The organism is Arthrobacter sp. YA7-1 (assembly GCF_025960325.1).
GTDB lineage: Bacteria > Actinomycetota > Actinomycetes > Actinomycetales > Micrococcaceae > Arthrobacter > Arthrobacter bambusae_A.
Genome location: NZ_CP110115.1, coordinates 89,923 through 111,390, shown reverse-complemented (window position 1 = coordinate 111,390; position 21,468 = coordinate 89,923). Strand labels below are relative to the sequence as shown.

Here is a 21,468-nt window from a genome sequence, read left to right as displayed (position 1 = left end):
CTGCAGCGCCGGCATGACAACGGCAAATCTGCTCCGGGAACGGGCCTCCGTGCCGTGGACATTCGTCTTCGAGCGGGTGCTCTTCTGCCTGTCCAAAGGGGAGGGCCAGGATCCCGTTTCGGCGGGGTTGTTAGTTGTTGGTGGCGGCGTAGAAGTTCAGGCTGGCTGAGAACACGGCCCAGGAAAGGTAAGGCAGCATCAGTAGTCCTGCTGTCCTGCTTAGGGGGCCGAATCGGATGACGGTGGCTGCCACGGCCACAATCAGGGCGGCGATCAGGAGAAGGGCCAGCCACAATGCGGTAGCACCCCACATGGGATACATGCCGAAAAAAGTAGGGGCCCACGCCAGGTTGAGCAGCATTTGGACGCCGTACGCCGTCATGGCCGCGTGGGTCTGCGCCGACGGCCGGCGCCAGACCAGCCACGCGGCTACGGCCATCGCCGTGTACAGGGTTGTCCAGACCGACCCGAAAATCCAGCCCGGAGGCGTCCAGGGCGCTTTGTCGGCCGTGGCGTACCAGCCGGAGGCATTGCCAAGGATGGCCATCGACCCCAGCAACGACACCATGTAGGAGAGAGTGAGAAATCCCAAGAGAACCGCGACTTGACGCCCAAGACCCCACCGTGACGCTGTCACGGGCCTGTTTGTCCGTTGAGATCCGGCCTGCACTGATCCACCTTGTTCAATTGAGGGTTGGACTTACAGTCTGGCAGGCTGCCGGCTTTACGGGGTCCTGCCAGCGAAGCGTGGGTGGTTGCCCGGCGGGCTGCGGTGGAGGCACCGACACGGATGACTCGACGCAGGGACAGTGTCGAACCCTGCACAGCCCGGTACGGGACAAATGTACGGGTGTAAGGCCCGTCCCCGGCACCTTGCTCGGCAGGTGGCCTCACGACCCGGGACGGGTGACTGGGACTGGGGGCCGGCGTTCAGGCGTCGCTTTGGTGCGTGGAGTGTGCCGGATCTTGCTGGTTCCGGTGGTGGAGGGCTTCGATGGGTTCGGTGGCGTGGTGGATGGCGGCGGGCAGCTCCTGGGCTGGTACCGGGCGTGAGAAGAGGTAGCCCTGGAGGGAGTCGACGCCGAGGCGTAGGAGGTGTTGTGCTTGTTCGGGGGTTTCGACTCCCTCGGCGGTGATGTGGAGGCCGAGGTGGTGGGCCATGGCCGTCATGGAGTCCAGGATCGGCAGGTCCTCTTCTCCGGTGTGGATGACGGCGACGAAGGAGCGGTCGATTTTAAGGATGTCCACGGGCAGGTTCTGGAGGCGTCCGAGGGAGGAGTAGCCGGTGCCGAAGTCGTCCAGGGCAACGCGGATACCGTGGGAGCGCAGGAGCACCAGCTGGGCGGTGATGTGGGGTGCGGGGTCCAGGAAGACGCTTTCGGTGACTTCCAGGATCAGCTGGTTCCCCTTGATTCCGGCGTTAGCCAGGGTGTCCAGGACGGTGCGGGCGTAGCCGGGTTCGCGCAGCTGGACGGCTGAGACATTCACGGCCACGGCACGGTTGCCGTCCTCGCGCAGCCAGGGCCGGAGCTGGGCGCAGGTCTGGGTCAGGACTTCCTGGCCGATCGCGTTGATCAGCCCTGAGGCTTCGGATACGGGGATGAAATCCGAGGGCAAAACGGTCCGGTCCGGGCGTTCCCAGCGGACGAGGGCCTCGACCTGGGTGACGGTGGCCGAGGCGGTGTCAACGACGGGCTGGTAGTGCACGCTGATTTCTCCGTGCTCCACCGCGGTCCGCAGACCGCTTTCCATGTCATTGCGGGCGAGCAGGGCCGTCATCATGTCCGGGTGGAAGCGCAGGCAGCGGTTCTTCCCGGCGGCTTTCGCCGCGTACATGGCGATGTCCGCGCGCCGCATCAGGTCCGGAGCATGCAGTGTTTCATCGGCGCTGATCAGGCCGAGGCTGACGCCGGGGCGCAGCTCGCGCCCGTGCAGGGTGAAGGGTTCGTTCAGGGCGGCCACGATGCGGGAGGCCACGGTGCCGGGGTCCGGGGTGGAGGTGAGGAGGATGACGAACTCGTCCCCGCCAAGGCGGGCGACGGTATCCTCCTCGGCCACGCAGTGCAGCAGCCGGCGGCCGGTCTCGATGAGCATTTCGTCCCCGGCCTGGTGGCCCAGGACGTCGTTGACTTCCTTGAAATCATCCAGATCCAGGAGCAGCACGTGGATGCCGGAACGGTCCCGGGAGGCCAGTGCGTGTTCGAGACGGTCACGGAACAGGGCACGGTTGGCCAGACCGGTGAGGTGGTCGCGGAAGGCAAGGAGCTTGAGCTCTTCGGTCTGTCGGGCGAGTTCGGCCAGCGCCGTCCGGGCCTGGTCCTGCGCCCGGGTGCGGGCGGTGATGTCCCGGAAGCTCCAGACCCGCCCCACGATGGTGTCAGCCACCCTTTGCGGCCGTGAATAACGTTCAAAGGTCCGGCCGTCACGGAATTGCAGCAGGTCCAGGCTTTCGGCTCCCGGGTCGGCGTACAGGTCTTGGACTTTCGTCACGAACGCTTCCGGGTCCGTGAGCTGGTCCAGGACGAAACCCATGACTTTCCCGTCGTCGTGGGAGGCCAGAAGATCCGCCGGGATGTCCCACATGGTGGCGAAGCGTTCATTGGACCCGGCGATTTTTCCGTCTGCGGTGACGACCAGGATCCCGTCGGCCGTGGACTCCAGTGTCGCGCTGACCAGGGACAGCGCTTCCCGCAGCGCGGCGTCGCTGCGTTTGCGTTCGCTGACGTCCCGGATGGTGGCCACGATGTTGGTCACGGAAGCCGTTGCGGGTGCGAGATTGACTTCCATGGGGAACTCGGTGCCGTCACGGCGCAGCCCGAAAAGTTCCAGATCCGTCCCCACTTGGCGCATCCGCGGATCGCTGGCGAAGACCTCCCGCAGGCCTTCATGGTGTTCTTGGAACCTGCCGGGCAGCAGGGTCCGGTAGTGCCGGCCCAGCAACCACCCCCGCCGATGCCCGAAAAGGGTCTCCGCAGCGGAGTTAAAGAATCGGATCGCGCCGGCGGAATCGATCATCAGCAGCGCGTCCGGGGACCCCTCGAGCAGATCACGGTACGAAAGGGCTCTCGTGTCCGGAAGAGTCTCAGTCATTGACCGGACTCCTCGCGCCGATCCGGGGGCGCCTACGGGTAGGGAACGATCTCCGGACCCGCTCCGGAACGGGGACACCGCTGCCCCCGCGATGACGGGTGCGGCGCCATCGCTCGGTGCCCCGGAAGCGGGGGGCTCGCCGGGGCACAGATCGGTGATCAGCCCCATGCCCGCGTACGCGCGTACCTCACGGATTCCCGTCACGGCCGCGGCCTTGTCATCAAAGCCCTTTGAGACCGCTATCACGGTCCCGTCCGGGGCGCTCAACCGGAACCTGTACCGCGCCTGCGCATCAATGAACAGTTCAAACATGCCAGCCATCGCTGACCTCCCCAGCCCAGGACGATGGTCCCTTTTACGGACGGTACCCGGGCACCGGGTCCGGATCAGGCCCCCGCGCCGTAAGTGCCGTCAAATTCCGCGGTGAAACGTCCTCGTGAGCGTGCACCATGATCTTCCGTCCGTGCATCATCCCCCATTCTGTTGCCACGGGCAAACACCGTATCCATCCGGTGGATAAATCAGGTCCAAGATAGACACGTGATGTTCTGCTCCTGCTCAGGGAGGCCATGCCCACGGCTCTTTTTTACCGACTCGCGGGAACCCGGGAACGGGGAGCTGCTTGCCCCGAAGGGCGCGTCCGGCAGCCGGTTCTTTCAAGGCTGGGCCTGGGGTTGTGCACAGTGTGGACAGCCTTGAGCCGCGCGGAGGGCTCCGCCGGACCACAAGGGGCACAACCCCGCGCACCAAGGCCCAGGTTTCCGCTGCTGCTCAACCCGTGCCGGGGCGTCCGCTTCGCGGCCGGCTGCCGGGCCCATGGCGCGCCGTCGCCGGCCACCGCACACCCCCATATTTTTCGTCAAGCAGCGGAGTCCGCAGCTGCTGGTTCGCGGGGCCCGGTTTTTGTCCGGGTTGGCGAAACGCTGCTATTGATTCTGGACGGATCGGGGGATCCGTTACTAAAATCTTGTCCACAGTCCGGCATGGGCGCGTCAGGCGTCCGGGAAGGAGGAGCAGATCACCGCTGACCCAGACCTACTTACCACTGACTTATCCGTTGAAAGCCCCTCGTCCGAGGGGCTTTCCCGTGTCTGATACCTCTTGCGCGTCCGCCGACGCCGCGCCTACAGCAGGCCATTAAGCGTGGCGGGATAGACTCTGTCCCAAGCGGCGCTTTTCGAGAAGCATCTCAGTCGGCCCTTATGATGTCGGCCCCGCCTCAGCGTGCCTCGGCGGTTTCATCGGAATCGTTCCGCGGCAGGTGGCCCCAGGTCTCCCATTCTGCCGGGCGGATCGTGGGGCGGCCAAGGAAGTATCCCTGCCCTGCGTTCATTCCCAGTTCGGTGACGGCGGCCAGTTCCTCCCGGGTTTCGATGCCTTCGGCGACGATCGTGGCGCCGATCTGCTTTGCGAATTCGACCATGGCCTTGCCCAGGGCCTGCTGGGCCTGGTCATCATCGATCCCGGCGATAAGGGTCCGGTCGAGTTTAATGATGTCCGGCCGCAGTTGGAGGATATGCCGCATCGAGGCGAATCCGGACCCGGCGTCATCGACCGCTATCCGGAGGCCTCGCCGACGCAGGGGCGCCAGTGCCGCCATCAAAGGTGCGTATTCGTCCACGGCAAGGTTCTCGGTCAGTTCCAGGACGATCCGGTCATCTGCCAGGGCTGCATTCTCCAGGAACCCGGGCAGCCGGGGATCCAGGCATGTCTCAGGGGACAGGTTCAGCGCCACATAAAGCCGGGCCGGCAGCCTTCCGGCGGCTTCGAGCGCCGCTTCAAGGGCGGCGAATTCCAGTTCCCCGCCCAGCCCCACCGTGCTGGCTTCGTTGAACCAGTGCTCCGGGCCCTTGCCGTCTTCGCTGGGGAATCGGGCCAATGCCTCCACTCCGATGATCGTCCTGCCGGCGAGGTCATAGATCGGCTGGAACGCCGTCAAGATTACCCTGCCGCGGAGGGTGAGCTCCACCCGGTCCCTGATGCGTTGTTTCAGGAGCGCCCGGGCGCTCTGGGCAGGAACGGGCCGGCTCGTGCCCTCGAACCCAGTCCCGGACGGGCGCGCCCGTCCGGACACCTCCATCCAGACCGGCGCACCGTTGCGGTGGCGGCAGATGACAACAACACCATCCCAGCCCGCTCCGCGAGCATCTACGCCTGCAACGACCGACTGCCGTGCTCTGGCCAGATCGTCCAGATCAATCACCATCCGGCAGGGCCGGCCGACGAGTTCGGACGGCTCGTAACCAAGCAGGGCCTTGCTGGACCGGCTGGAAAAGAGGAACGTCCCCTCCTCATCCACGGCCCACAGCCACTCCTGGCTCGTGTGGGCCACGGTTTCGATGAGACCGAACGCGTTCCTCGCGCGGGAACGCTCCGCGTGATGGGCGCGGATCCCTTTCACAGATACAAGGACCGCCAGCACGATCAGGCTTCCCGCGAAGGAAACCAGGATCACGGCCCCCACGGGAGAAACCATCGTCAGGATCCCGGAGCCCAAGGCCGCCGCGATGCAAGCAGCGAAGGCAATTTGGACACACACGATGACCAACAGCAAGCGACCGCCCAGAAACGACGGGATCATTCCTTTATATCGCTGCACCATTCCACTCCCCCCTGAGCCCACACTACGTGTTACGGACGAACCGTCCGCGCCGGCCCGCGACAGATCATCATCGCCAGCCTCCCTCGATGCGCAGCAGGCCCGGCTTCCCTCGCGGAGCGGGACTCCATTCTTTCCAGTCTGCGTGGCGTGTAGTGGGCCGGCCCAGGAGATATCCCTGTCCTGCGCTCATGCCCAGACCGGTGACGGTCGCCAGTTCTTCTTCGGTCTCGATGCCCTGGGCGATCACTACCGCGCCGATCTGTTCGGCCAACCCGACCAAAGCTTCGCCCAGGGAAGAACGGAGGGAATCCGTATCAATGCCGGCGATGAGGTTCCGGTCAAGCTTGATGATCTCGGGCCGGACGTGCCTGATCTGCCGGATCGAGGTAAAGAACGAGCCCGCATGATCAATGGCCAGGCGTAGACCCTTTCGACGCAGCGGGGCCAGCGCGGCAACAAGCGGAGCGGGCTGCTCCCTGGTCATCGCCTCTGTCAGTTCAAGGACCATCCGGCCCGGATCCAGTGCCGCTTCCTCCAGCAGCACGGGAAGAAGCGGATCCAGGCAGATGGCGGGGGACAATTTCAGCCCAACATACAGGTGCACGGGCAGCTCCGCCGCGGCCGCGAGGGCGGACTCCAAGGCTGCGAATTCAAGATCACCCGCTAGCCGGGCGTGCTTCGCGTCGTCGAACCAATCCCCGGTGCTATCGCCGCTCTCGCCCAGGAACCTGGTCAGCGCCCCGGCCCCGACAACATTGCCGACGGCGAGGTCGCGGATCGGCTGGAACGCCGTCACCAACATCCTGCCTTCCAGAACCTCCTCTATCCGGGACCTGACCGCTGCCTCCGAGCGCGGGAACAAGGATCCTGTCAGCTGCCGCGCCCCGGGGGTGCCGTCCTGGGGCACGGTGTCCTGCATGCGGTCACGGAACCTGGCCACGGCCCTGATGGGCATCAGATGTTCCAGCAATGCAGCTTCGGGACGTCCAGGGTGCGCGGCAACACACGCACGCAACTCTTCCCTGATCTCCGCCTGCTCCGGACCCGACCCCGAAAGGACCGATTCGATGATCTCCGCGGCCTGTCGGCGGATCGCCGGTTTCTGCTCGTCAGGGAGGCGATGAGTCGACGGTTCGGGTCGGAGCGCAGAACCGTCGCGAGGGGGTAAGGGCTGCGGCTCGATCGACATTGGCAATTCCTTTGTTCCCCGGTATCCGGCCGAGTCCGGAAACCGTGTCCGGCAACCGCGCTTCCAGGAAACCCTTGCTTGGAAGCACAGTGGACCGTGATGGAACCCTATAACGATACCGACCGGTCTGTCCCCCCCAAATGAGCGCAGGCCGGGCCGTCCGCGTCCGGTTGATCCTGGCTGTTCCGCCGTCAGGGTCGGGGCAATTTGGCCTGCTTCATATGTTCCGCGCCCCCAATATCGCCGCTATTGCTTGCCGTGGTTCTCCAGTGCCTGGCTGAGGTGTTCCAGGATCGATGCGAGCTGATCGATGGGCGGCCCGGGGATGGTTGCCAGGCTGTCTTCGAGGGCGTTATCGAATTGCTCGTACACCCATTCCATGGCGTGCCGCCCTGCAGGTGTGATCCTGATCAACAGGCTTCGACGGTCAGCGGGGTTGTTGCTGCGCACGACGAACCCGGCTTTTTCGATCCGGTCCAGCAGGGCAGTGATGGTGCCGGAGGTCATTCCCATCCATGCACCCATTTCCCCGGGCGGGGTAGGACCGTGCTTGTGCACGTATCCCAGGGCGACCAGGTCGCTTGTTCCCAGTCCCAGCTCTTTGGCGTAGTTGTTCCGGAATCCTTCCCCGGTCTGGATCAGGTGCCGCAGGCCCATTGTTATGGCCCGCAACTGATCTCTTTCTGTCATCTGGGGCTTTTCCGGGGTCATGGCTATCGCCGTCATCTCATCCTCTTGAATACCGAGCTACTTGAGTCCCCTGCAAAAGGGTAACAGGGCCACGTCTCTCAGCGGAGTACTTGCCGTCCAAGCACAGTCAACGATCCCATCCGAGGGCCACTTAGGAAGGCCCTTTTGTCCAACGCAGGCCTAAGAACATCACGGTAAGAACACGCGTCTTATGAAGGCTACTTAAAGGTTGATCGTCGATCTTCTTGTTTTTAATGTTTGTGTGATGTTAGGTTCATGTTGTCTCGCCAGGTCTCATAGTCTGGGGTTTCGCAAGTTCCAAAATCTGGGGTCTCACGGGTCGCGGACGACGGGTTGCCCCTGTCGGCCGTCTTTCCGCGGGGAACCATTTGTGTAAATGCCCTCCCCGAGAACGGTAATCGGTCTTTCGCCCGAGATTGGGGCGGCGCCGGACCGATCTGAAACCCAAGAAGGAATCCTTATGCGTAAATTCACAAGCGCTGCTCTTGCCCTCGGTGCTGTCGCTGTCTTCAGTGCCGCTTCCGCCCTGCCCGCTTCAGCCGCTGACACAACCGCCACTGTGACCGTTAGCAGCGGTGGACTGAGCATCACGGCGCCGGTCAGCGTCGGCCTGACCGCTGCCGCTCCGGGCGGAACTGCGACGGGCGCGCTCACGGGCGTCCAGGTTACCGACCTTACGGCCAGCACCACGGGTTGGACATCGAGCGTTTCAGCAACCGCATTTGCCTCGGTTGGGACCCCGGCCCAGACAATGACGGCGGCCATCACTTACACCCCGACGGTGACCGCCCACACCGGAACCTCTACTTTGACCCCGACCGCCAGTACCGGGAGCGGCCAGGTCATGTCTGCCACTGCGGTGACGGGCAACAACACCGCGACGTGGGACGACGCACTCAGCGTGGCGATCCCCTCTGACGCGCTTGCGGCCTCCGACTACGAAGCCACAATAACCAGCTCGGTTTCCTAAGGTCTTGTCAAAGGGTGGGCCGCCGTGGACACGGCGGCCCACCCTTTGTCCTCCATGTAGGCCTTGTCCAACAGTTAACTTTATGAGGATTCACGTGTTTCGACGCCTGCTGACCACCGCCGGGCTGCTTCTTGCCCTGGCGCTCACCTCCGCCCCGGCGATTGCCCTCGCTGCGGACAACACACCGTCGAGCACGTCCACTCCGGGCAGCGGCACCGGTATCGGTATCCGGCTCCTTGATGTCCCGGCCGCAACCCAGACCGATCCCCGGGCCCGTTCCTACATCATTGACAACCTGCCGCCAGGAACCACCATCCACCGTCGCGTCGAGGTGCAAAACAATACAAGCTCAACGCAAACCGTTCAGGTCTACGCCGGGGCAGCGCACATCCAGGACAACTCGTTCGTCGGCGACGACGGCGCAGCGAAGAACATGCTCACGACATGGACCAGCCTGGACCACCCGACCCTGACCATGGCGCCCGGTGGCAAGGCGGACGTCGCGGCCACCATCGCCGTGCCCGCGGACGCCCCTGAAGGGGAACAATACGCGGCCATCTGGGCCGAGATCCGCGCGCCCGCGGACCCTCAAACGCACATCGTCAGCGCAAGCAGGGCCGGAGTACGGGTCTACCTGTCCGTGGGCCCGGGTAACGGACCCGCCGCAGATTTCTCCATCACCTCAGTCACTGCCAGCCGGGATAAATCCGGCGCGCCGAGCATCGACGCCGCAGTCACCAACAGTGGGGGGCGGGCGCTGGATCTCAGCGGGACAGTCATGCTCACCGCAGGCCCCGGCGGATTATCCGCGGGCCCGTTCCCGACACCCAAAACCATAACCCTCCCGCCAGGGTCCCAAGGCGCAGTCCCTCTCGCCCTGTCACCAACGATCCCAAACGGCCCCTGGACTGTTACCATCACCCTCCACAGCGGCCTCATCACACACACGGCCACCACCCAGCTGACCTTCCCCCAGGCCGGCCAAAGCAACAACGTGCCCGTCAGCACCGATCCCCTCATCCCCGGGTGGCTGATGATCATGATCGCGGCCATTGCACTCCTCGGCGCCGGACTGCTCCTTTGGTTCCTGCTGCAGCGACGGAGAAGCAGGCCCCAAAGCCACCGCGCAGAAATAACCCTATGACCCGCCCGAGCCGTCAACCACGCATCAATCGGGTTACCGAGGGTCACTGGCCCGTACCCTTTCGAACATGAACAGCACCAGGACAGGCCGCCGGGGGCCCCACGCCCGACCCGTCGCCGCAATGATCGGCGCGCTCCTGCTCGGAGGGGCCACCGCCGCCGTCGTCGCCCTTGCTCCTGCCGGGCAGGCGAATGCGGTGACCCTCCCTGGAGGAGGTAGCCTCACCATCACAGCGCCCACCGCCCTCACCCTTACCACGTCCGATGCCAGCCCTGTCCGTCCCGGCAGTAATGTCACGGGTACCACGGGGAATATCACCGTCACCGACGCCCGCAACGACTCTCTCTCCAACTGGGATGCCAGCGTCAGCATCAAAGAGTTCACCGGCACACGTACCGGAGGCACATTCGCCCCCGATGTCAAGGTCATCCCGACGACAGCGACCCTCACCGGGACCGGGACGGCGGCCGTCACGCCCGCGCAGGCCACCGCACTACACGGCACGCCACAGCCCGTCCAAAAGGCGACTCAGGTAACCAGCACGGTGGCCACCCCCGTCACAGCCACCTGGACCGAAACCATCCAATTCACCATCCCCCCCACAGCGTTAGCCGACACCTACACAGCTACGCTCACTCACTCCGTTTCTTGACCCGAACACGGGGATCCGACGCCGCGCCCTACCCACGCACATGCGTCCCGACCGAGCAACTGCCGCTCAAGGGCTTCGTCGGCGCCCCAGTCATCGAACTGACTTCCAGCCCCCAGGAGGCCGGTCTTGGGGACAGGGACAAGGTAGTAGCGGCGGACCAGGTTGGCGGCCTTTTCGATGTTCTCTTCAGTCAGGATGTCCGGCAGTTCCACGGTTCCCCAATTCTTTGGTTAGCAGGTAGCAGCCAGGCATGAGACCCGTCCAGCCGCTGTGTGGCTCAGCGCTATCTGGCCTTCTCGAAGAGACATGTGGCGCGCCGCCCGTTAGATCCTTCACAGTACGTTCCCGGACCCCCTCGCATTTGCCCGACGTGGGTGCGGCGGGACAGAACGATATCTAGTCCGGATCGCGGCTATGAAACGATGAGGCAGCATCAGTAGTGACGATAGAGGTTGGGGGATGGCTGCATGGCTGACAATGACGCGCCGCGCTATGAGTTCAAGTCCGTGCAGACGGTCCGGGGCATGGAAGCCAGGACGAAGGCGAAGTGGGAGGAGGAAGGCTGGGAGTTCGTCGAGCAGGACCAGGAGCTACTTAGGACGAAGCTGTCGTTCCGACGCGTGAAACCCAAGCTGCCGTTGAAGCTCGTGGGAGCGGGGGCCGGCTTGCTCCTCATTCTCTCCATCGTCGGTATCGTCGTCGGTGTAAGCCATGGAGGCGGGGGAGCCGCGGCGCCCACGGCATCAGTGAGCAACGCCGCAGCTATAGCGACCACGCAGCCGTCCAGCTCGCCGTCGAAGGCACAAATGACGGCCGCGTCCGTGCCCTCAGCAGGTAGGCAGAATCTGACGGTCCAGAACAACGCGGATCTCGCAGCGCTTCTCGCTGCGCCGGAACCCAGCTCGGAGCAGATTCAAGTCTTCGCAACCAAATATCAAGGTCGGGCCATTGAATTCGATGCCAACGTCGCCGACGTAGCCCAACACGATAACTACAAGATGATCTATGACATGTTGGTTATCGCCGGAGACTACAGCACGACGCATCAGGTGGGTCCCGCTTTTCAATTCAGCGGCGTCAGCATGTTTGACCTACATCTCGCCAGCACTGGTCTTCCTCTGGTTAAGACGGGAGACAATGTTCATCTGGTCGCCCAAGTCGAAGACTACAACGCGACTCAGAACCTCTTCTTCCTCAAGCCGGTTTCTACCACGATCCGCTGAGCGGGCGCGGCTCCATCCCGTGCTCCGATAACGCGAGCTGACGCACTCCGTAGACGCCGGCGTGGTGGTCAGGAGATGAGACCACCCGCCCCCGGCTCGGCGGGGTATGGGGACACCACGCCGAGCTAACACGGAAGGGCGCGGCTCTTAGCATTGGTGGATCGAATTACGATCCCTCGTGTACCGGGTGGTTGACGAGGGGGCCGGTCCCAAGCTTGAGGCTAGGAAGGGCCGCGCTAAAACTGACGGACCGCTCGTGGACGGAAAGACCCTGACGCTTCGCCGTCGAACCGCGGCCGTCATGCCCGGCGCCGGGCGTCTTGGGCACCACTGTCTGCCGTCGCGCGTTGCGGGTACGGGTCGGCCTCTTCGCTGGCCCCAAAAATCGCAGGGACTAGCCGAAGATTTGTCCCTCGGACAAAAGCCGCACCAGTGAAGTCCGACAACGGGGACGCGGGGCTACGGAGACCAGCGAGTGGCGTCCTGAGAGCGGGGGGCCTCACTCACTGCCTACCCATGGCGAGTCAGCACTAATCGTCTCGTAACCCTTGGGATGTAGGGCGTCTCGTCGACCGGGCAACCGCTGCGGCGGCGATGCTCTAACTCCCCCGGAAGGGGGAGCGTCTGCGAGCCGTGCGCCGCGCTTACATCCTGCTGTTTGTCTCAGTGCTTCTTGAAGGCGTCTTTGACTTTCTCGCCGGCCTGCTTGAGATCGGCTTTGACCTGATGGCCTTTACCCTCGGCTTTCAGCCGGTCGTTGCCGGTGGCGTCACCGGCGGCTTCCTTGCCCTTGCCGTGAAGTTTCTCAGCGGCGTTGTGGATCTTATCTCCCAAGCCCATGGCTGTTCTCCTTATGTGGACGCTCTCCCGCGAAATGAATGACACGGAAGCCGACAATTAATTGTAGGGACGAACCCGCCGCAAATGGGTGCCTCGGACGACCCACTTTCCGCCTGGTCAGGCAGGACGGGGAGATGGCAAGTTCTGCTTCGCGTTGGGGATCGGTGAGCGCGCAATCGAAGTCGGTCTCGATGCTCTGGCGAGATAGTGCTAGCCGAGCATCCCGAGGTATTGGGGGCGGCATTTCATCGCGTGGATGAGTTCTTCGCTACCGTCGTCCCAGACCAGCACCACGAGTTCCAGCAGTCGGCCGTGGGTGTCGAAGCCGAGGCGGAGGAACCTGCGCGGGTCGTCATCGTCCAAGGGGACTGATACCAGCGGCCAGGTCGCCGCCTCGATCCCGTCAGCGGAGCTGATCCCGTGCTTGTGTGCGGAGCGGCGGACGTTCACGCCGCGTGCGACCAAGCGGCCAGGGCGGCGCGGATCGCCTCGGACCGGTTGAGGTGCTCGCGCTCGGCCCGTGCCATCACCGCTGCAAGCTCGTCGACCGTCAGCCGTACGGGAACGACCTGAGATGCCTCCGCGCCCCGGGCGGGACGCCCCATCCGCGACTTCAGGTCCTCAAGGTTGTAACCGGACTCGGCTTCCTCGACCCACCCATCGATCTCGGTCTGCGAGACTTCCCGTCCGTGCATCTTCCGTTCCATGCAGACAATCGTATTACGAATCTCTCCCGGTGGCCAGAGGAACTGGCCGTTGTCCGCAAGGGGATCGACTTACGGGCGGCCGGGCCGCGCAAGCAATGCGGATTGATCTGTGACTGTTCGTTCAGAATGGCGGCTTTTTCACAGCCCGGTTTGGCGGTTTCAGTGTGGCGTAAGCTGATCGGTCAGCGGAACGCGGCGGAACATATCAATCGCTAGTCGGCCCTTCATCAACGCAGTGTTGCACCGACGAAGTCGTAAGCACAGAATCCGCCGTGGATCCCCACCGTCGAGCATCCACGACGCAAGAGACCGCGGTGCGGTGAGGTCAAACTGCCGGGAAGCGTTCCGGGGCGCGCTGGGGCTGAAGGTCGAACTGGTCGATGATGGTCCGCGCGGACATCATGGCACTGCTTGAATCAGTATCAATTTCGAGCTCAACCGGGGGCTGCTCGCCCTTGGCAGGGTTGCCTCGAAGCTGGCGGAGGGTCTCGACGTCGGAGAGTTTGTGGAACTCCTTCCGGCTGTCATCGACCACACGTCTTTCGCGTTCGGCCTCGCTGACAAGGAGTCGGATGAAGATGACTCGGCCGCCCCGGGATTCAATTTCTTCGCGCACTCGGGCTGGAAAGCCCAGGGCCACCGTGGGGTCAGGGGCAAAAGTAAAAATAATCGACCTGTCAGTCTCGGCCGCGTCGGCGAATACTGACATCCACATTTGCTCGCGGAGGCGGACGAATGGTTCCGAACCGAACGGGAAAATGCCGGAGAGCAGATCCACAACGAGATGATTGTGGAAGACGGGATAGCCCAGTAGGGAGGAAAGTGCGCGGGCAGTCGTCAGTTTCCCGGAAGCTGCCTGTCCATGTAGGAATACAAGATTCACACCCGTAGCCTATCTGCGGTCGGCGTATCCTGCGTCCCTGCCCGACCACGGAAAACTTGCCAAGCCCGACAAGAACCATTGCTGCGACGATGTACTTTTGCCGTGCGCAGTATTCCTGCAGATCAGATCGGAGGCCACCGAGGAATTAAGGGCGCCAGTGCGCCGGGGTGCCCAGCAACCATCCACGTGGCAGCCTCAGGACGCTCCCGCGTAACAGACTCGTCAACCAAGGGCCGATCATGGCTGCCCGTAAGCCTCGGTCCTCCACCGGCCGCTGTAGCGGCCCTTGGTTTGCCGGGTGAGAACCGCGTGATTCGGGTGTGACAGTCCGTTCAAAATGGCGGTTAAATCGCAACTCAATATGGCGATTTGCGGCACCGGTCGTCTTGCCTGGCATGGGTTCCGTCCGTGTTCCATGAACGTGTACCGAGTTTTCGGGCAGGGGGATAGGGTCTTTGAATGTCATCAAATTTGGAGAGTGTATTTCTCAACGGCACTGTCGGGTCCGGAAAGACGACCGTTGCCGCTGCCCTTCAGCGGCTTCTAATCGCTGATGGGGTTGGCAACGCCGTTATTGATTTGGATGACCTGCGGCGCAGCTGGCCCGTGCCGCGCGAGGATCCGTTCAATAACGAACTGGAGCTGAGGAACCTGCGTGCTGTTGCCTCTAATTATCGGGAAGCTGGCGTGCAGCGCCTGATCCTGGCTGGCGTCATTGAGCACCCCGCGGACGTGGAACGCTACCGGGCAGCGCTTGATGGAGGGACGCTGACGGTGATTCGGTTGAAGCCATCCCTTTCAGCCGTTCATGAACGGCTGACGAAACGGGACAAGGCCGATGCCACCGATCTGTCCTGGTATCTGCGCCGGGGTCCTGAGCTTAACCAGATCCTGGAGGACGCCGACTTCGATGAATATGTTGTTCCGATAGCGGATGAACCACCTTCCGAAGTGGCTGTCGCAGTCCGGGTGTTGCTTGGGTGGTAGGAGCAGAAAGTATGGCATGACCCCGGATACCGTCCCTGCAGCGTACCAATCCCGCTCCGAACCGGATGGGCCCGACCGTCGCGGCCCATCCGCAATATCGGCATAGTTGCTTGCCTTGCAGTATCTCCTGCTCCAGTAGTGATCAATAACGACCGTATCTGCTACAAGCCAGCAGGATCTTCCAAAAGATTCGGTGGACCCCCGATTTGTGACTCGCAGCGATAAATGGCCGGCTTTTCGCAGCGCTATTTGTCACCGTCAGCGCTTAGGGGGATCCTCTACCGGACGCCGGCGGACGCTGTGACTCTAACTGCGGTCTCTTAGGCATTGTTCGTATTGCGGCGTGGCCTTGACCCGAGACTGAAACTCATAATGATCCATGCGAGCGGGGTGATCCCGAGCAGCGCGAGCCCCACGATTATCCGGAACCCTTGCACGGCACTCATTATGCTGACTGCTATCAGGATTATCCATGCGAAAAACAACGCTACGGCCAGGGCGATATATACAGCTTTGCGAGTCGCGGGGGACGTGGCGATCCGAGCACGGCGCAGCGGCATCGTTGCGATGGCCGGAACTATCAGGGCCAATGTAGTGGCCAGAGCAATGAGGAACAGTCCTAGAGCGTTCAAGCTCGCGCCTATGAGCAGCTGCAGTGCGAGGCCGGCAAGGATTCCCAGCAGGCCCAGCGCCAGTGATGCTCCCCTACCCGACATGTGTGGTCCCCCTAGCAGCAGTTGTGGGTTCATTCTGTGCCTGTCATGCCTACCTGGCAACCAAGCCAGGCCCGCGCCGCGGAACAGTATCCACGTCTCGCCTCCCGCCGAGTAATGCTTCCGGAGCAATGGCACCATCCATTAACCACAAAGATTCCTCGAACACCCGCCGGCCCAGTCTGTCCCGTTAGCCGGTCCTCCACCGGACAGCACTGACGCTGACCGGTCCTCCTGAGGCACCGGGCCGCGGCCGTCCCGTATGACCAGTCCGGTGAACTGACCGGTGAGGGTGCCTCAAACGCTACGGCCAGAGTGTCTTGTCAAAGGATCCATTGGCTGGATCTGCGGGGCGTCGAATCCGGATTTCATGTCGATCTTGGCTCGTCGGAGAAGTGGGCGGAGATTTCCTTTGGAGATGAGCCAGGCCGGCTTGCCCCTCCGAAAGTCGAGCAGCTCCGGGATGAATGTCCTGATGGCTGCTATCCCCAGAAAATGGGATCTCCGCTTCCATCCACATGATCCAGGAGGACCTGAAGGTTCGGGTTCGGAGCGAGGAACCGGTATTGATGGAACTTCAGATGCCGGTCTCGCCAGAACAAGGTCCACAGGCCTGTTTTCTTGGTGAAACACATCCGCGCTATGGGGAACCGAGACCACTGCGTTTCCCCGGTCTCATCCCAGGACGGGCGGCATTCAAGAATCGTGATGTGACGGGTAGCGACATCGCACTCCACGCGCATCTCATCCCTGAATCTGGCGGGCACCCGTTCAGCGCACCAGCGGCGGGCGCGGGCAACATCGAGCTCGGGCAATCCGGAAGAAACCATACCCACGATGATCTCAGAAGCAGCACGGAGTGGGCCCGATTCAAACCCGGGAGGTCCAAACAAGTTAACGGTGATCAGTTCCAAGCCCACGGCACGGCGCAGCGCATCGGCGGGGCCTACTTCCTGCAAGTCAGAACGCTGGAGAAGTTCAACCACCAGCCCTCGCTGCGCCGGGACATCCTGGCGCATTTCTCGACGACGACGTGGATTGGCAAGGCCGAGAACTTGGTGCTGCTCGGCCCGCCGGGGGTCGGCAAAACCCACCTGGCGATCGGCCTCGGGGTCAAGGCGCCCCAGGCCGGCTTCCCGGTCTTGTTCGATACCGCGACCAACTGGACCAGCCGTCTCACCACGGCCAATAACAGCGGCCGGCTCGCGCAGGAACTTAAACGCCTACGACGCTACCGGCTTTTGGTGATTGATGAAATCGGCTACCTGGCCTTCGATCACGACGCGGCCAACCTGTTCTTCCAGCTGGTCGCTGCCCGCTATGAACAAGGCTCCCTTTTGGCGACTTCAAACATGCCCTTCGGTGGGGCGAGATCTTCTCCGACGACGTCATTGCAGCCGCAATGATCGACCGCCTCGTCCATCATGCCGAAGTCATTACACTGACCGGCGACTCCTGCCTGGGTATCTCGTCTCCCGCGGTCAGAGTTCAGTTGCGGCCGGTGGAGTGTGCAATGCCATGTTGTCAACTGTGGATCCATAAGCTTCAAGCTTCAAGCATTGGTATCGTGGGCGCGTGTCAGAGCCCGAGGAGCTCCCAGATGCCTCGGGCTGCTGCGGCGATGGATCCGATGTAGGCGAGGAGAACCATGAGCCGTCTCGCCGATTTCGCAGGCATTCGTTTGGCGAGGGCTTCGCCCGCGAAGAGTCCGAGGACGATGGCGCCGGCCATTGAGACCCATATCCATGGCGGCAGTTGTGGCATCGAGGATGGTTGGGCGAGGAGTTTTGCGGTGACGGAGGTTATTCCGATTGTCAGGAAGTAGGGCTGCATGGTGGCGGCGAACGGGATTTGCTCCCAGCGGGTCATGATCGCGTAGACGCTGAGGGCGGGTCCGCCGACGCCGGCGGTGGTGTTCATGAGACCGCTCACGGATCCGGCGAGTACGAGCGGCGGGAGGCCATTGCGCCGGCGGGGTGAACGGAGTGTGAGACCGATCGTGAGGCTCAGTATGACCAACGCCCCGACGGACAGTTCGAGCCACGCTCCCGGCACGTAGTGGACGATTACCGCGCCGGGAATGATTCCGATCAGCGCGGAGGGTGCGAGGACGGCGTATTTGCGCCATTGCACGTGCCTGAAGACCCTGACCAGGACCGACGCCGAGGTCACGGCCCCGCAGATGTTGACAAGTATCACTCCGTTGACAGGCCCGATAAGCAGGACAAGAAACGGGGCAGCCACAAGTGCGAAACCGAGTCCGGTGAGCCTTTGCATCGCGGATCCCATGAGCACCGCGAGGATGAGAAGCGTTCCGGTCACGGCGGTCAGGGACGCCAGGCGAGATAGCGGGTGTCCTGGAATTCCTCGAGACCGACGGACGCACCCTCGCGGCCGAGGCCGGACTGTTTGACTCCGCCCATCGGCGCGAATGCGACGGACGGCAGTGGGTCGTTGATGCCTACAATTCCTGCTTCAAGGAACTCGCCAAACTTCCATGCGCGAGCCGCGTTGGCGGTCCAGACGTAGGCTGCGAGCCCCATTTCTGTTGAATTGGCCATTGCGAGGGCTTCGTCGTCGCTGCCGAAGGTGAATATTCCTGCTGCCGGTCCGAACACTTCCTCTTTTGCCAGCCGGGCGTCCTGCGGGACATCGGCTACGAGGGAAGGAGCAATGTAGGCGCCGGTTGTGGGGACCTGCCGGTCTGCGGTGAGAAGCCTCCCTCCTCTCTCGAGAGCGTCGTTTACCAGGTCCTGGACCTCCGCCACCCTGCCTGTGTCGATCATCGGTCCGAGGTCCGGCATGTTTTTGCCGTCGGACGGAACGCCGTGGCCGATGCTGAGCGAGTCGAATCTGGCGGCCAGGCGTGTGCCGAATTCTTCGGCCACGCTTTCGTGGATAAGGAATCTGTTCGCGGCCACGCAGGACTGGCCGGTGTTCCTTAGCCGGCCCAGGATGGCGCCCTCGATGGCGTCATCCAGGTCAGCGTCGTCGAAAACGATAAAGGGAGCGTTGCCGCCCAGTTCGAGCAGGGGCCGGACGATGCGTTTGGAGGCTTGGGCCATGACGGCTGCGCCGACGTGGGTGGACCCTGTGAAGCTGACGACACGTGTTGCAGGATGGTCCAGCAGGGTGGCGGTGATTTCCCTTGAGGGTCCGTGGACGAGGTTCAGTACTCCGGCCGGTACGCCGGCGTCGACGAGGACGCGGAACAGTTCGGTGGCAGCCAACGGGGCTTTCTCGGCGACACGGCCTACGACTGTGCAGCCCGCGGCAAGCATCGGCGCCAGTTTGCGGGCCTGGATGGAAACCGGGAAATTCCAGGGTGTCAGGCTGAGCGCGACGCCTGAGGGGCGGCGGATTGAGAGGTGGTGGCGGCCGTCGGCTTCGGGGGCGAGCACGGTGCCGTTTGATCGGCGCGCTTCTTCGGAAAACCAACGGAGGTATTCGACGGAAAAGTCGATTTCTCCTTGTGCCTCGGGGAGCCTCTTCCCCGCCTCGCGGGCAAGGACGAGGGAGAGGGAGTTCCGGCGTTCGGCCAGAAGGGCGGCGGCGTCCCTGAGAATATCGGCCCGTTTCCGGGCTGTGGTCTGTGACCATGAGTCAAAGGCTTTGGCCGCGGAATCTGCTGCTCGGTCGGCGTCCATCGCGTCACCCCATGCGACTTCCCCGACCTGGGAACCGTCCCCCGGATCGATGACGGGCTTCGCGTTGTCGGCCGGTTCCCAGCGTCCCTCAATCAATTGGTTGGCGTAGATCATGGTGTTCCTTCTTTTGGGTGTGGCGGCATTGATCGCGGACGATCAGGTCCCTGCCTCGGTCCGGAGTGTGCTGAATGCAAAATGAGTGTCCGTGGGGGCGTCGGGTCAGACGTGCACGGCTTGGTCCACGATCTCGCAGAGCCGTTTCAGTCGGTCGACGGCGTCGGTCGCGAGTGAATGCGTGACGTCTGGCTGTGCCAGGCAGGATGCCCACACTGCGCGGCCGGCGAGGAAGCCCGAGGCGCCTTCCGCGCAAGCCCATTGGACGGCGCTCGGGAAGAGGTGTTCGGGAACGCCGGAGGAGAGCACTACCCATGGGCTGGCGATCAGGTCGGTGAGCCGGGCGCAGGCGCTCCGGATTTCGGTCTCGCGTGCCTGGCCGTGGTAGGGGACTTCCGCTTTGTATAGGTCGGCTCCAAGATTGCCGAGTTCGGCGGCGGCTTGGATGATGCCGGCGTCCCGGTCGAAATCGGTCCCGGCGAGGGGCTTGCGCGAGATGGGTTCGATGATGCTGATCAGTCCGGCCTCCCGGCATCCGCGCACAAACGATTGGACCATTGACACGCGGTGGTCGGGTTCTTCATCGGGCCGGTAAATGACCAGGAGCTTCAAGGCCTTGACGCCGAGCGCGGCGTATTTGGCCGGGTTCACAGTGGGGTCGATGTGTGTCCGCCCGACAAGTTCGCCGTGGGCGCTCTCGAAATGGTCTGCCGCCGCGATCAGTGCGCAGCCGGGCGAAACGGCTCCTTGGTCGATGGCTTCGTCGAGGGCGAATTGCTTGTCGATCAGCACAGCTGACGCGAAGGGGGTCAGTGTGCGCGCAGCCTGGAGTTTGAAGGCCTGCACTTCCTGATTGGTGATGGTCCGCTGCCGGTGGTCGGCCAGCATGTTCCGCAACGCTTCGCGCTGGTCGATTGCCAGCATCGCGAAGGCCCCTGATGGCCGCTGCAGTTGAGTTAGGCGTGAATTATCCAGCACGGCTTGCTCCCGGCTGTCCGCTGGCCGGCTCTGACTGGAAGACGGGCGGGTGAGTACGGCGCGGTATTCCCGAACGTCCGTCCAGAGCTTCGCAGGACTTCGCCGCCGCCTCGCTCGCGTCCTGCATCGCTTCCGGCAGGCTGTGTCCGGCCGCAAGGGAGGCAAGCAGGACGCCGTGGAAGACGTCCCCTGCGCCGAGGGTCGAGCGGATGCTCGATGCGAAGGCGGGGACGTGAACCATTGCGCCGTCTGGCCCGAGGCCCCAACTGCCGTGGCGGCCTCCGGTGGCCACGACCGTCCGGGCGCCTGCGTTCCGGGCCGAGCGAAGGAGTACGTCTGGATCGGAAGAAGGTTTTTCCCGAAAGGTCTTCGCCAACTGTTCGATGGTCGGGACGTAGAGATCAACGCCGTCCGGTGTGAAACCGGGAATGGGGTTGCCTCCGTCCACGCTAAGCCTGAAGGATCTTTCGATGTCTTTGCGGCCTGCCAGGGCGGGCCAGCCCATGTGATCGGCGTGGATCCATGCTGCTTTGGACATCAGGGCGTGGGCAGCATCCCGGGTCAGGTCCAAGGGCGGGCCGGGACGGGTGATGATGGAACGGCTGCTGCCGGTCCGGGCGACCACCACGATGCTGGCCCCGGATGGATGGCTTGTTGAGCGGGTGACGGCGCTGACGTCGATGCCCTCGGCTTCAAGGTCAGCAACGATGCGTTCCCCGTCGCTGTCGGTCCCGACAGTTCCGATGAAAGCCGTCCGTGCACCGGTTCGAGCCGCGGCGACCGCTGCGGTGGCGGCAGGGCCGCCGCCGGCGATGACCAGATCCTCGGCCACCGTCCGGCTGTCCTGCTCCGGGTAATCTTCGACGAGGGCGACGGTGTCCGTCGTCGCGGTTCCAATGAACACCAGAAGCGGCAACCCGTCTGACGTTGGTGTTTTCATTGGATCCCCTCGTGGAGTCGATAGGTACGGTAAGTAAGAAATATCACAGTGCATGTGCGAATATCAACATAAACTGTT

At 63.2% G+C, this 21,468-nt stretch carries 20 protein-coding genes and 1 pseudogene; 6 read left to right on the top strand and 15 right to left on the bottom strand.

Features of this window, described 5'->3' with window-relative positions; genetic code table 11:
* Positions 1–130: 130 nt before the first annotated feature.
* From OIT41_RS20320 to OIT41_RS20300, 5 genes are all read right to left on the bottom strand, one after another.
* Complete coding sequence (locus OIT41_RS20320; protein ID WP_264638032.1) at positions 131–637, bottom strand: TspO/MBR family protein; 507 nt, start codon at positions 635–637, stop codon at positions 131–133.
* Between the two features lie 293 nt (positions 638–930).
* Positions 931–3,411 (bottom strand): EAL domain-containing protein, encoded by a 2,481-nt coding sequence (locus OIT41_RS20315; RefSeq protein ID WP_264638031.1) that lies wholly within the window; start codon positions 3,409–3,411, stop codon positions 931–933.
* An 898-nt stretch (positions 3,412–4,309) separates the two neighbouring features.
* The gene (locus OIT41_RS20310) at positions 4,310–5,671 is read right to left on the bottom strand and encodes an EAL domain-containing protein (protein WP_264638030.1); all 1,362 of its coding nucleotides are present in this window, start codon (positions 5,669–5,671) and stop codon (positions 4,310–4,312) included.
* 88 nt (positions 5,672–5,759) lie between these two features.
* Complete coding sequence (locus tag OIT41_RS20305) at positions 5,760–6,881, bottom strand: EAL domain-containing protein (RefSeq protein WP_264638029.1); 1,122 nt, start codon at positions 6,879–6,881, stop codon at positions 5,760–5,762.
* Positions 6,882–7,127: 246 nt separating this feature from the next.
* Positions 7,128–7,571: a MarR family winged helix-turn-helix transcriptional regulator gene (locus OIT41_RS20300; protein WP_264638028.1), complete on the bottom strand. Its 444-nt coding sequence runs from the start codon at positions 7,569–7,571 to the stop codon at positions 7,128–7,130.
* 481 nt (positions 7,572–8,052) lie between these two features.
* On the opposite strand from OIT41_RS20300, the gene OIT41_RS20295 reads away from it, so the two are divergent.
* The 3 genes from OIT41_RS20295 to OIT41_RS20285 all read left to right on the top strand — a co-directional run bounded on the left by OIT41_RS20295 (position 8,053) and on the right by OIT41_RS20285 (position 10,358).
* On the top strand, positions 8,053–8,562 hold the full coding sequence (locus OIT41_RS20295; RefSeq protein WP_264638027.1) for a hypothetical protein: 510 nt from the start codon (positions 8,053–8,055) through the stop codon (positions 8,560–8,562).
* An 82-nt stretch (positions 8,563–8,644) separates the two neighbouring features.
* Positions 8,645–9,706 carry a DUF916 domain-containing protein gene (locus OIT41_RS20290; protein WP_264638026.1) on the top strand — a complete coding sequence of 354 codons (1,062 nt, stop codon included), beginning with the start codon at positions 8,645–8,647 and terminating at the stop codon, positions 9,704–9,706.
* 67 nt (positions 9,707–9,773) lie between these two features.
* Positions 9,774–10,358, top strand: coding sequence for a hypothetical protein (locus tag OIT41_RS20285; RefSeq protein ID WP_264638025.1), 585 nt, complete (start codon positions 9,774–9,776; stop codon positions 10,356–10,358).
* Here OIT41_RS20285 and OIT41_RS20280 read toward each other — a convergent pair.
* The gene (locus OIT41_RS20280; RefSeq protein WP_264638024.1) at positions 10,343–10,570 is read right to left on the bottom strand and encodes a hypothetical protein; all 228 of its coding nucleotides are present in this window, start codon (positions 10,568–10,570) and stop codon (positions 10,343–10,345) included. The two genes, OIT41_RS20285 and OIT41_RS20280, sit on opposite strands and share 16 nt — an antisense overlap.
* Before the next feature lie 255 nt (positions 10,571–10,825).
* Here OIT41_RS20280 and OIT41_RS20275 point away from each other — a divergent pair, with 255 nt between their 5' ends.
* Positions 10,826–11,581, top strand: a complete 756-nt coding sequence (locus tag OIT41_RS20275) for a DUF4839 domain-containing protein (protein ID WP_264638023.1) — start codon at positions 10,826–10,828, stop codon at positions 11,579–11,581.
* 663 nt (positions 11,582–12,244) lie between these two features.
* Here OIT41_RS20275 and OIT41_RS20270 read toward each other — a convergent pair.
* The 4 genes from OIT41_RS20270 to OIT41_RS20255 form a co-directional block, all read right to left on the bottom strand.
* Positions 12,245–12,421, bottom strand: coding sequence for a CsbD family protein (locus tag OIT41_RS20270; RefSeq protein WP_234754158.1), 177 nt, complete (start codon positions 12,419–12,421; stop codon positions 12,245–12,247).
* A gap of 210 nt (positions 12,422–12,631) precedes the next feature.
* Positions 12,632–12,871 carry a hypothetical protein gene (locus OIT41_RS20265; protein WP_264638022.1) on the bottom strand — a complete coding sequence of 80 codons (240 nt, stop codon included), beginning with the start codon at positions 12,869–12,871 and terminating at the stop codon, positions 12,632–12,634.
* On the bottom strand, positions 12,868–13,128 hold the full coding sequence (locus OIT41_RS20260; RefSeq protein ID WP_264638021.1) for a ribbon-helix-helix protein, CopG family: 261 nt from the start codon (positions 13,126–13,128) through the stop codon (positions 12,868–12,870). Before OIT41_RS20260 ends, OIT41_RS20265 begins: the two co-directional genes overlap by 4 nt.
* A 325-nt stretch (positions 13,129–13,453) precedes the next feature.
* Positions 13,454–14,011: a hypothetical protein gene (locus tag OIT41_RS20255; protein ID WP_264638020.1), complete on the bottom strand. Its 558-nt coding sequence runs from the start codon at positions 14,009–14,011 to the stop codon at positions 13,454–13,456.
* A gap of 459 nt (positions 14,012–14,470) precedes the next feature.
* Between OIT41_RS20255 and OIT41_RS20250 the strand changes: the two genes are divergently transcribed.
* Positions 14,471–14,998, top strand: coding sequence for an AAA family ATPase (locus OIT41_RS20250; protein WP_264638019.1), 528 nt, complete (start codon positions 14,471–14,473; stop codon positions 14,996–14,998).
* A 1,195-nt stretch (positions 14,999–16,193) separates the two neighbouring features.
* Here OIT41_RS20250 and OIT41_RS20245 read toward each other — a convergent pair.
* Positions 16,194–16,346, bottom strand: a complete 153-nt coding sequence (locus OIT41_RS20245; RefSeq protein WP_264638018.1) for a DUF3024 domain-containing protein — start codon at positions 16,344–16,346, stop codon at positions 16,194–16,196.
* Between the two features lie 276 nt (positions 16,347–16,622).
* Between OIT41_RS20245 and istB the strand changes: the two are divergent.
* Positions 16,623–17,167 (top strand): annotated as a pseudogene (gene istB, locus OIT41_RS20240) (IS21-like element helper ATPase IstB); the annotation flags it as partial.
* A 122-nt stretch (positions 17,168–17,289) separates the two neighbouring features.
* Here istB and OIT41_RS20235 read toward each other — a convergent pair.
* The 4 genes from OIT41_RS20235 to OIT41_RS20220 form a co-directional block, all read right to left on the bottom strand.
* Positions 17,290–18,033 (bottom strand): sulfite exporter TauE/SafE family protein, encoded by a 744-nt coding sequence (locus OIT41_RS20235; protein ID WP_264638017.1) that lies wholly within the window; start codon positions 18,031–18,033, stop codon positions 17,290–17,292.
* 5 nt (positions 18,034–18,038) lie between these two features.
* Complete coding sequence (locus tag OIT41_RS20230; protein ID WP_264638016.1) at positions 18,039–19,472, bottom strand: NAD-dependent succinate-semialdehyde dehydrogenase; 1,434 nt, start codon at positions 19,470–19,472, stop codon at positions 18,039–18,041.
* A gap of 105 nt (positions 19,473–19,577) precedes the next feature.
* Positions 19,578–20,396: an aldolase gene (locus tag OIT41_RS20225; RefSeq protein WP_264638015.1), complete on the bottom strand. Its 819-nt coding sequence runs from the start codon at positions 20,394–20,396 to the stop codon at positions 19,578–19,580.
* Between the two features lie 43 nt (positions 20,397–20,439).
* On the bottom strand, positions 20,440–21,390 hold the full coding sequence (locus OIT41_RS20220; protein WP_264638014.1) for a carbohydrate kinase family protein: 951 nt from the start codon (positions 21,388–21,390) through the stop codon (positions 20,440–20,442).
* Between the last annotated feature and the right edge of the window lie 78 nt (positions 21,391–21,468).

What these genes read in the sequence shown, in the direction of transcription:
- OIT41_RS20260 (WP_264638021.1), bottom strand. Translation starts at nt 13,128, where the DNA reads ATGGAACGGAAGATGCACGGACGGGAAGTCTCGCAGACCGAGATCGAT.
- OIT41_RS20270 (WP_234754158.1), bottom strand. Translation starts at nt 12,421, where the DNA reads ATGGGCTTGGGAGATAAGATCCACAACGCCGCTGAGAAACTTCACGGC.
- OIT41_RS20225 (WP_264638015.1), bottom strand. Translation starts at nt 20,396, where the DNA reads ATGCTGGCAATCGACCAGCGCGAAGCGTTGCGGAACATGCTGGCCGAC.
- OIT41_RS20220 (WP_264638014.1), bottom strand. Translation starts at nt 21,390, where the DNA reads ATGAAAACACCAACGTCAGACGGGTTGCCGCTTCTGGTGTTCATTGGA.
- OIT41_RS20245 (WP_264638018.1), bottom strand. Translation starts at nt 16,346, where the DNA reads ATGTGTTTCACCAAGAAAACAGGCCTGTGGACCTTGTTCTGGCGAGAC.
- OIT41_RS20305 (WP_264638029.1), bottom strand. Translation starts at nt 6,881, where the DNA reads ATGTCGATCGAGCCGCAGCCCTTACCCCCTCGCGACGGTTCTGCGCTC.
- OIT41_RS20315 (WP_264638031.1), bottom strand. Translation starts at nt 3,411, where the DNA reads ATGGCTGGCATGTTTGAACTGTTCATTGATGCGCAGGCGCGGTACAGG.
- OIT41_RS20295 (WP_264638027.1), top strand. Translation starts at nt 8,053, where the DNA reads ATGCGTAAATTCACAAGCGCTGCTCTTGCCCTCGGTGCTGTCGCTGTC.
- OIT41_RS20275 (WP_264638023.1), top strand. Translation starts at nt 10,826, where the DNA reads ATGGCTGACAATGACGCGCCGCGCTATGAGTTCAAGTCCGTGCAGACG.
- OIT41_RS20300 (WP_264638028.1), bottom strand. Translation starts at nt 7,571, where the DNA reads ATGACAGAAAGAGATCAGTTGCGGGCCATAACAATGGGCCTGCGGCAC.
- OIT41_RS20250 (WP_264638019.1), top strand. Translation starts at nt 14,471, where the DNA reads ATGTCATCAAATTTGGAGAGTGTATTTCTCAACGGCACTGTCGGGTCC.
- OIT41_RS20310 (WP_264638030.1), bottom strand. Translation starts at nt 5,671, where the DNA reads ATGATCCCGTCGTTTCTGGGCGGTCGCTTGCTGTTGGTCATCGTGTGT.
- OIT41_RS20285 (WP_264638025.1), top strand. Translation starts at nt 9,774, where the DNA reads ATGAACAGCACCAGGACAGGCCGCCGGGGGCCCCACGCCCGACCCGTC.
- OIT41_RS20230 (WP_264638016.1), bottom strand. Translation starts at nt 19,472, where the DNA reads ATGATCTACGCCAACCAATTGATTGAGGGACGCTGGGAACCGGCCGAC.
- OIT41_RS20290 (WP_264638026.1), top strand. Translation starts at nt 8,645, where the DNA reads ATGAGGATTCACGTGTTTCGACGCCTGCTGACCACCGCCGGGCTGCTT.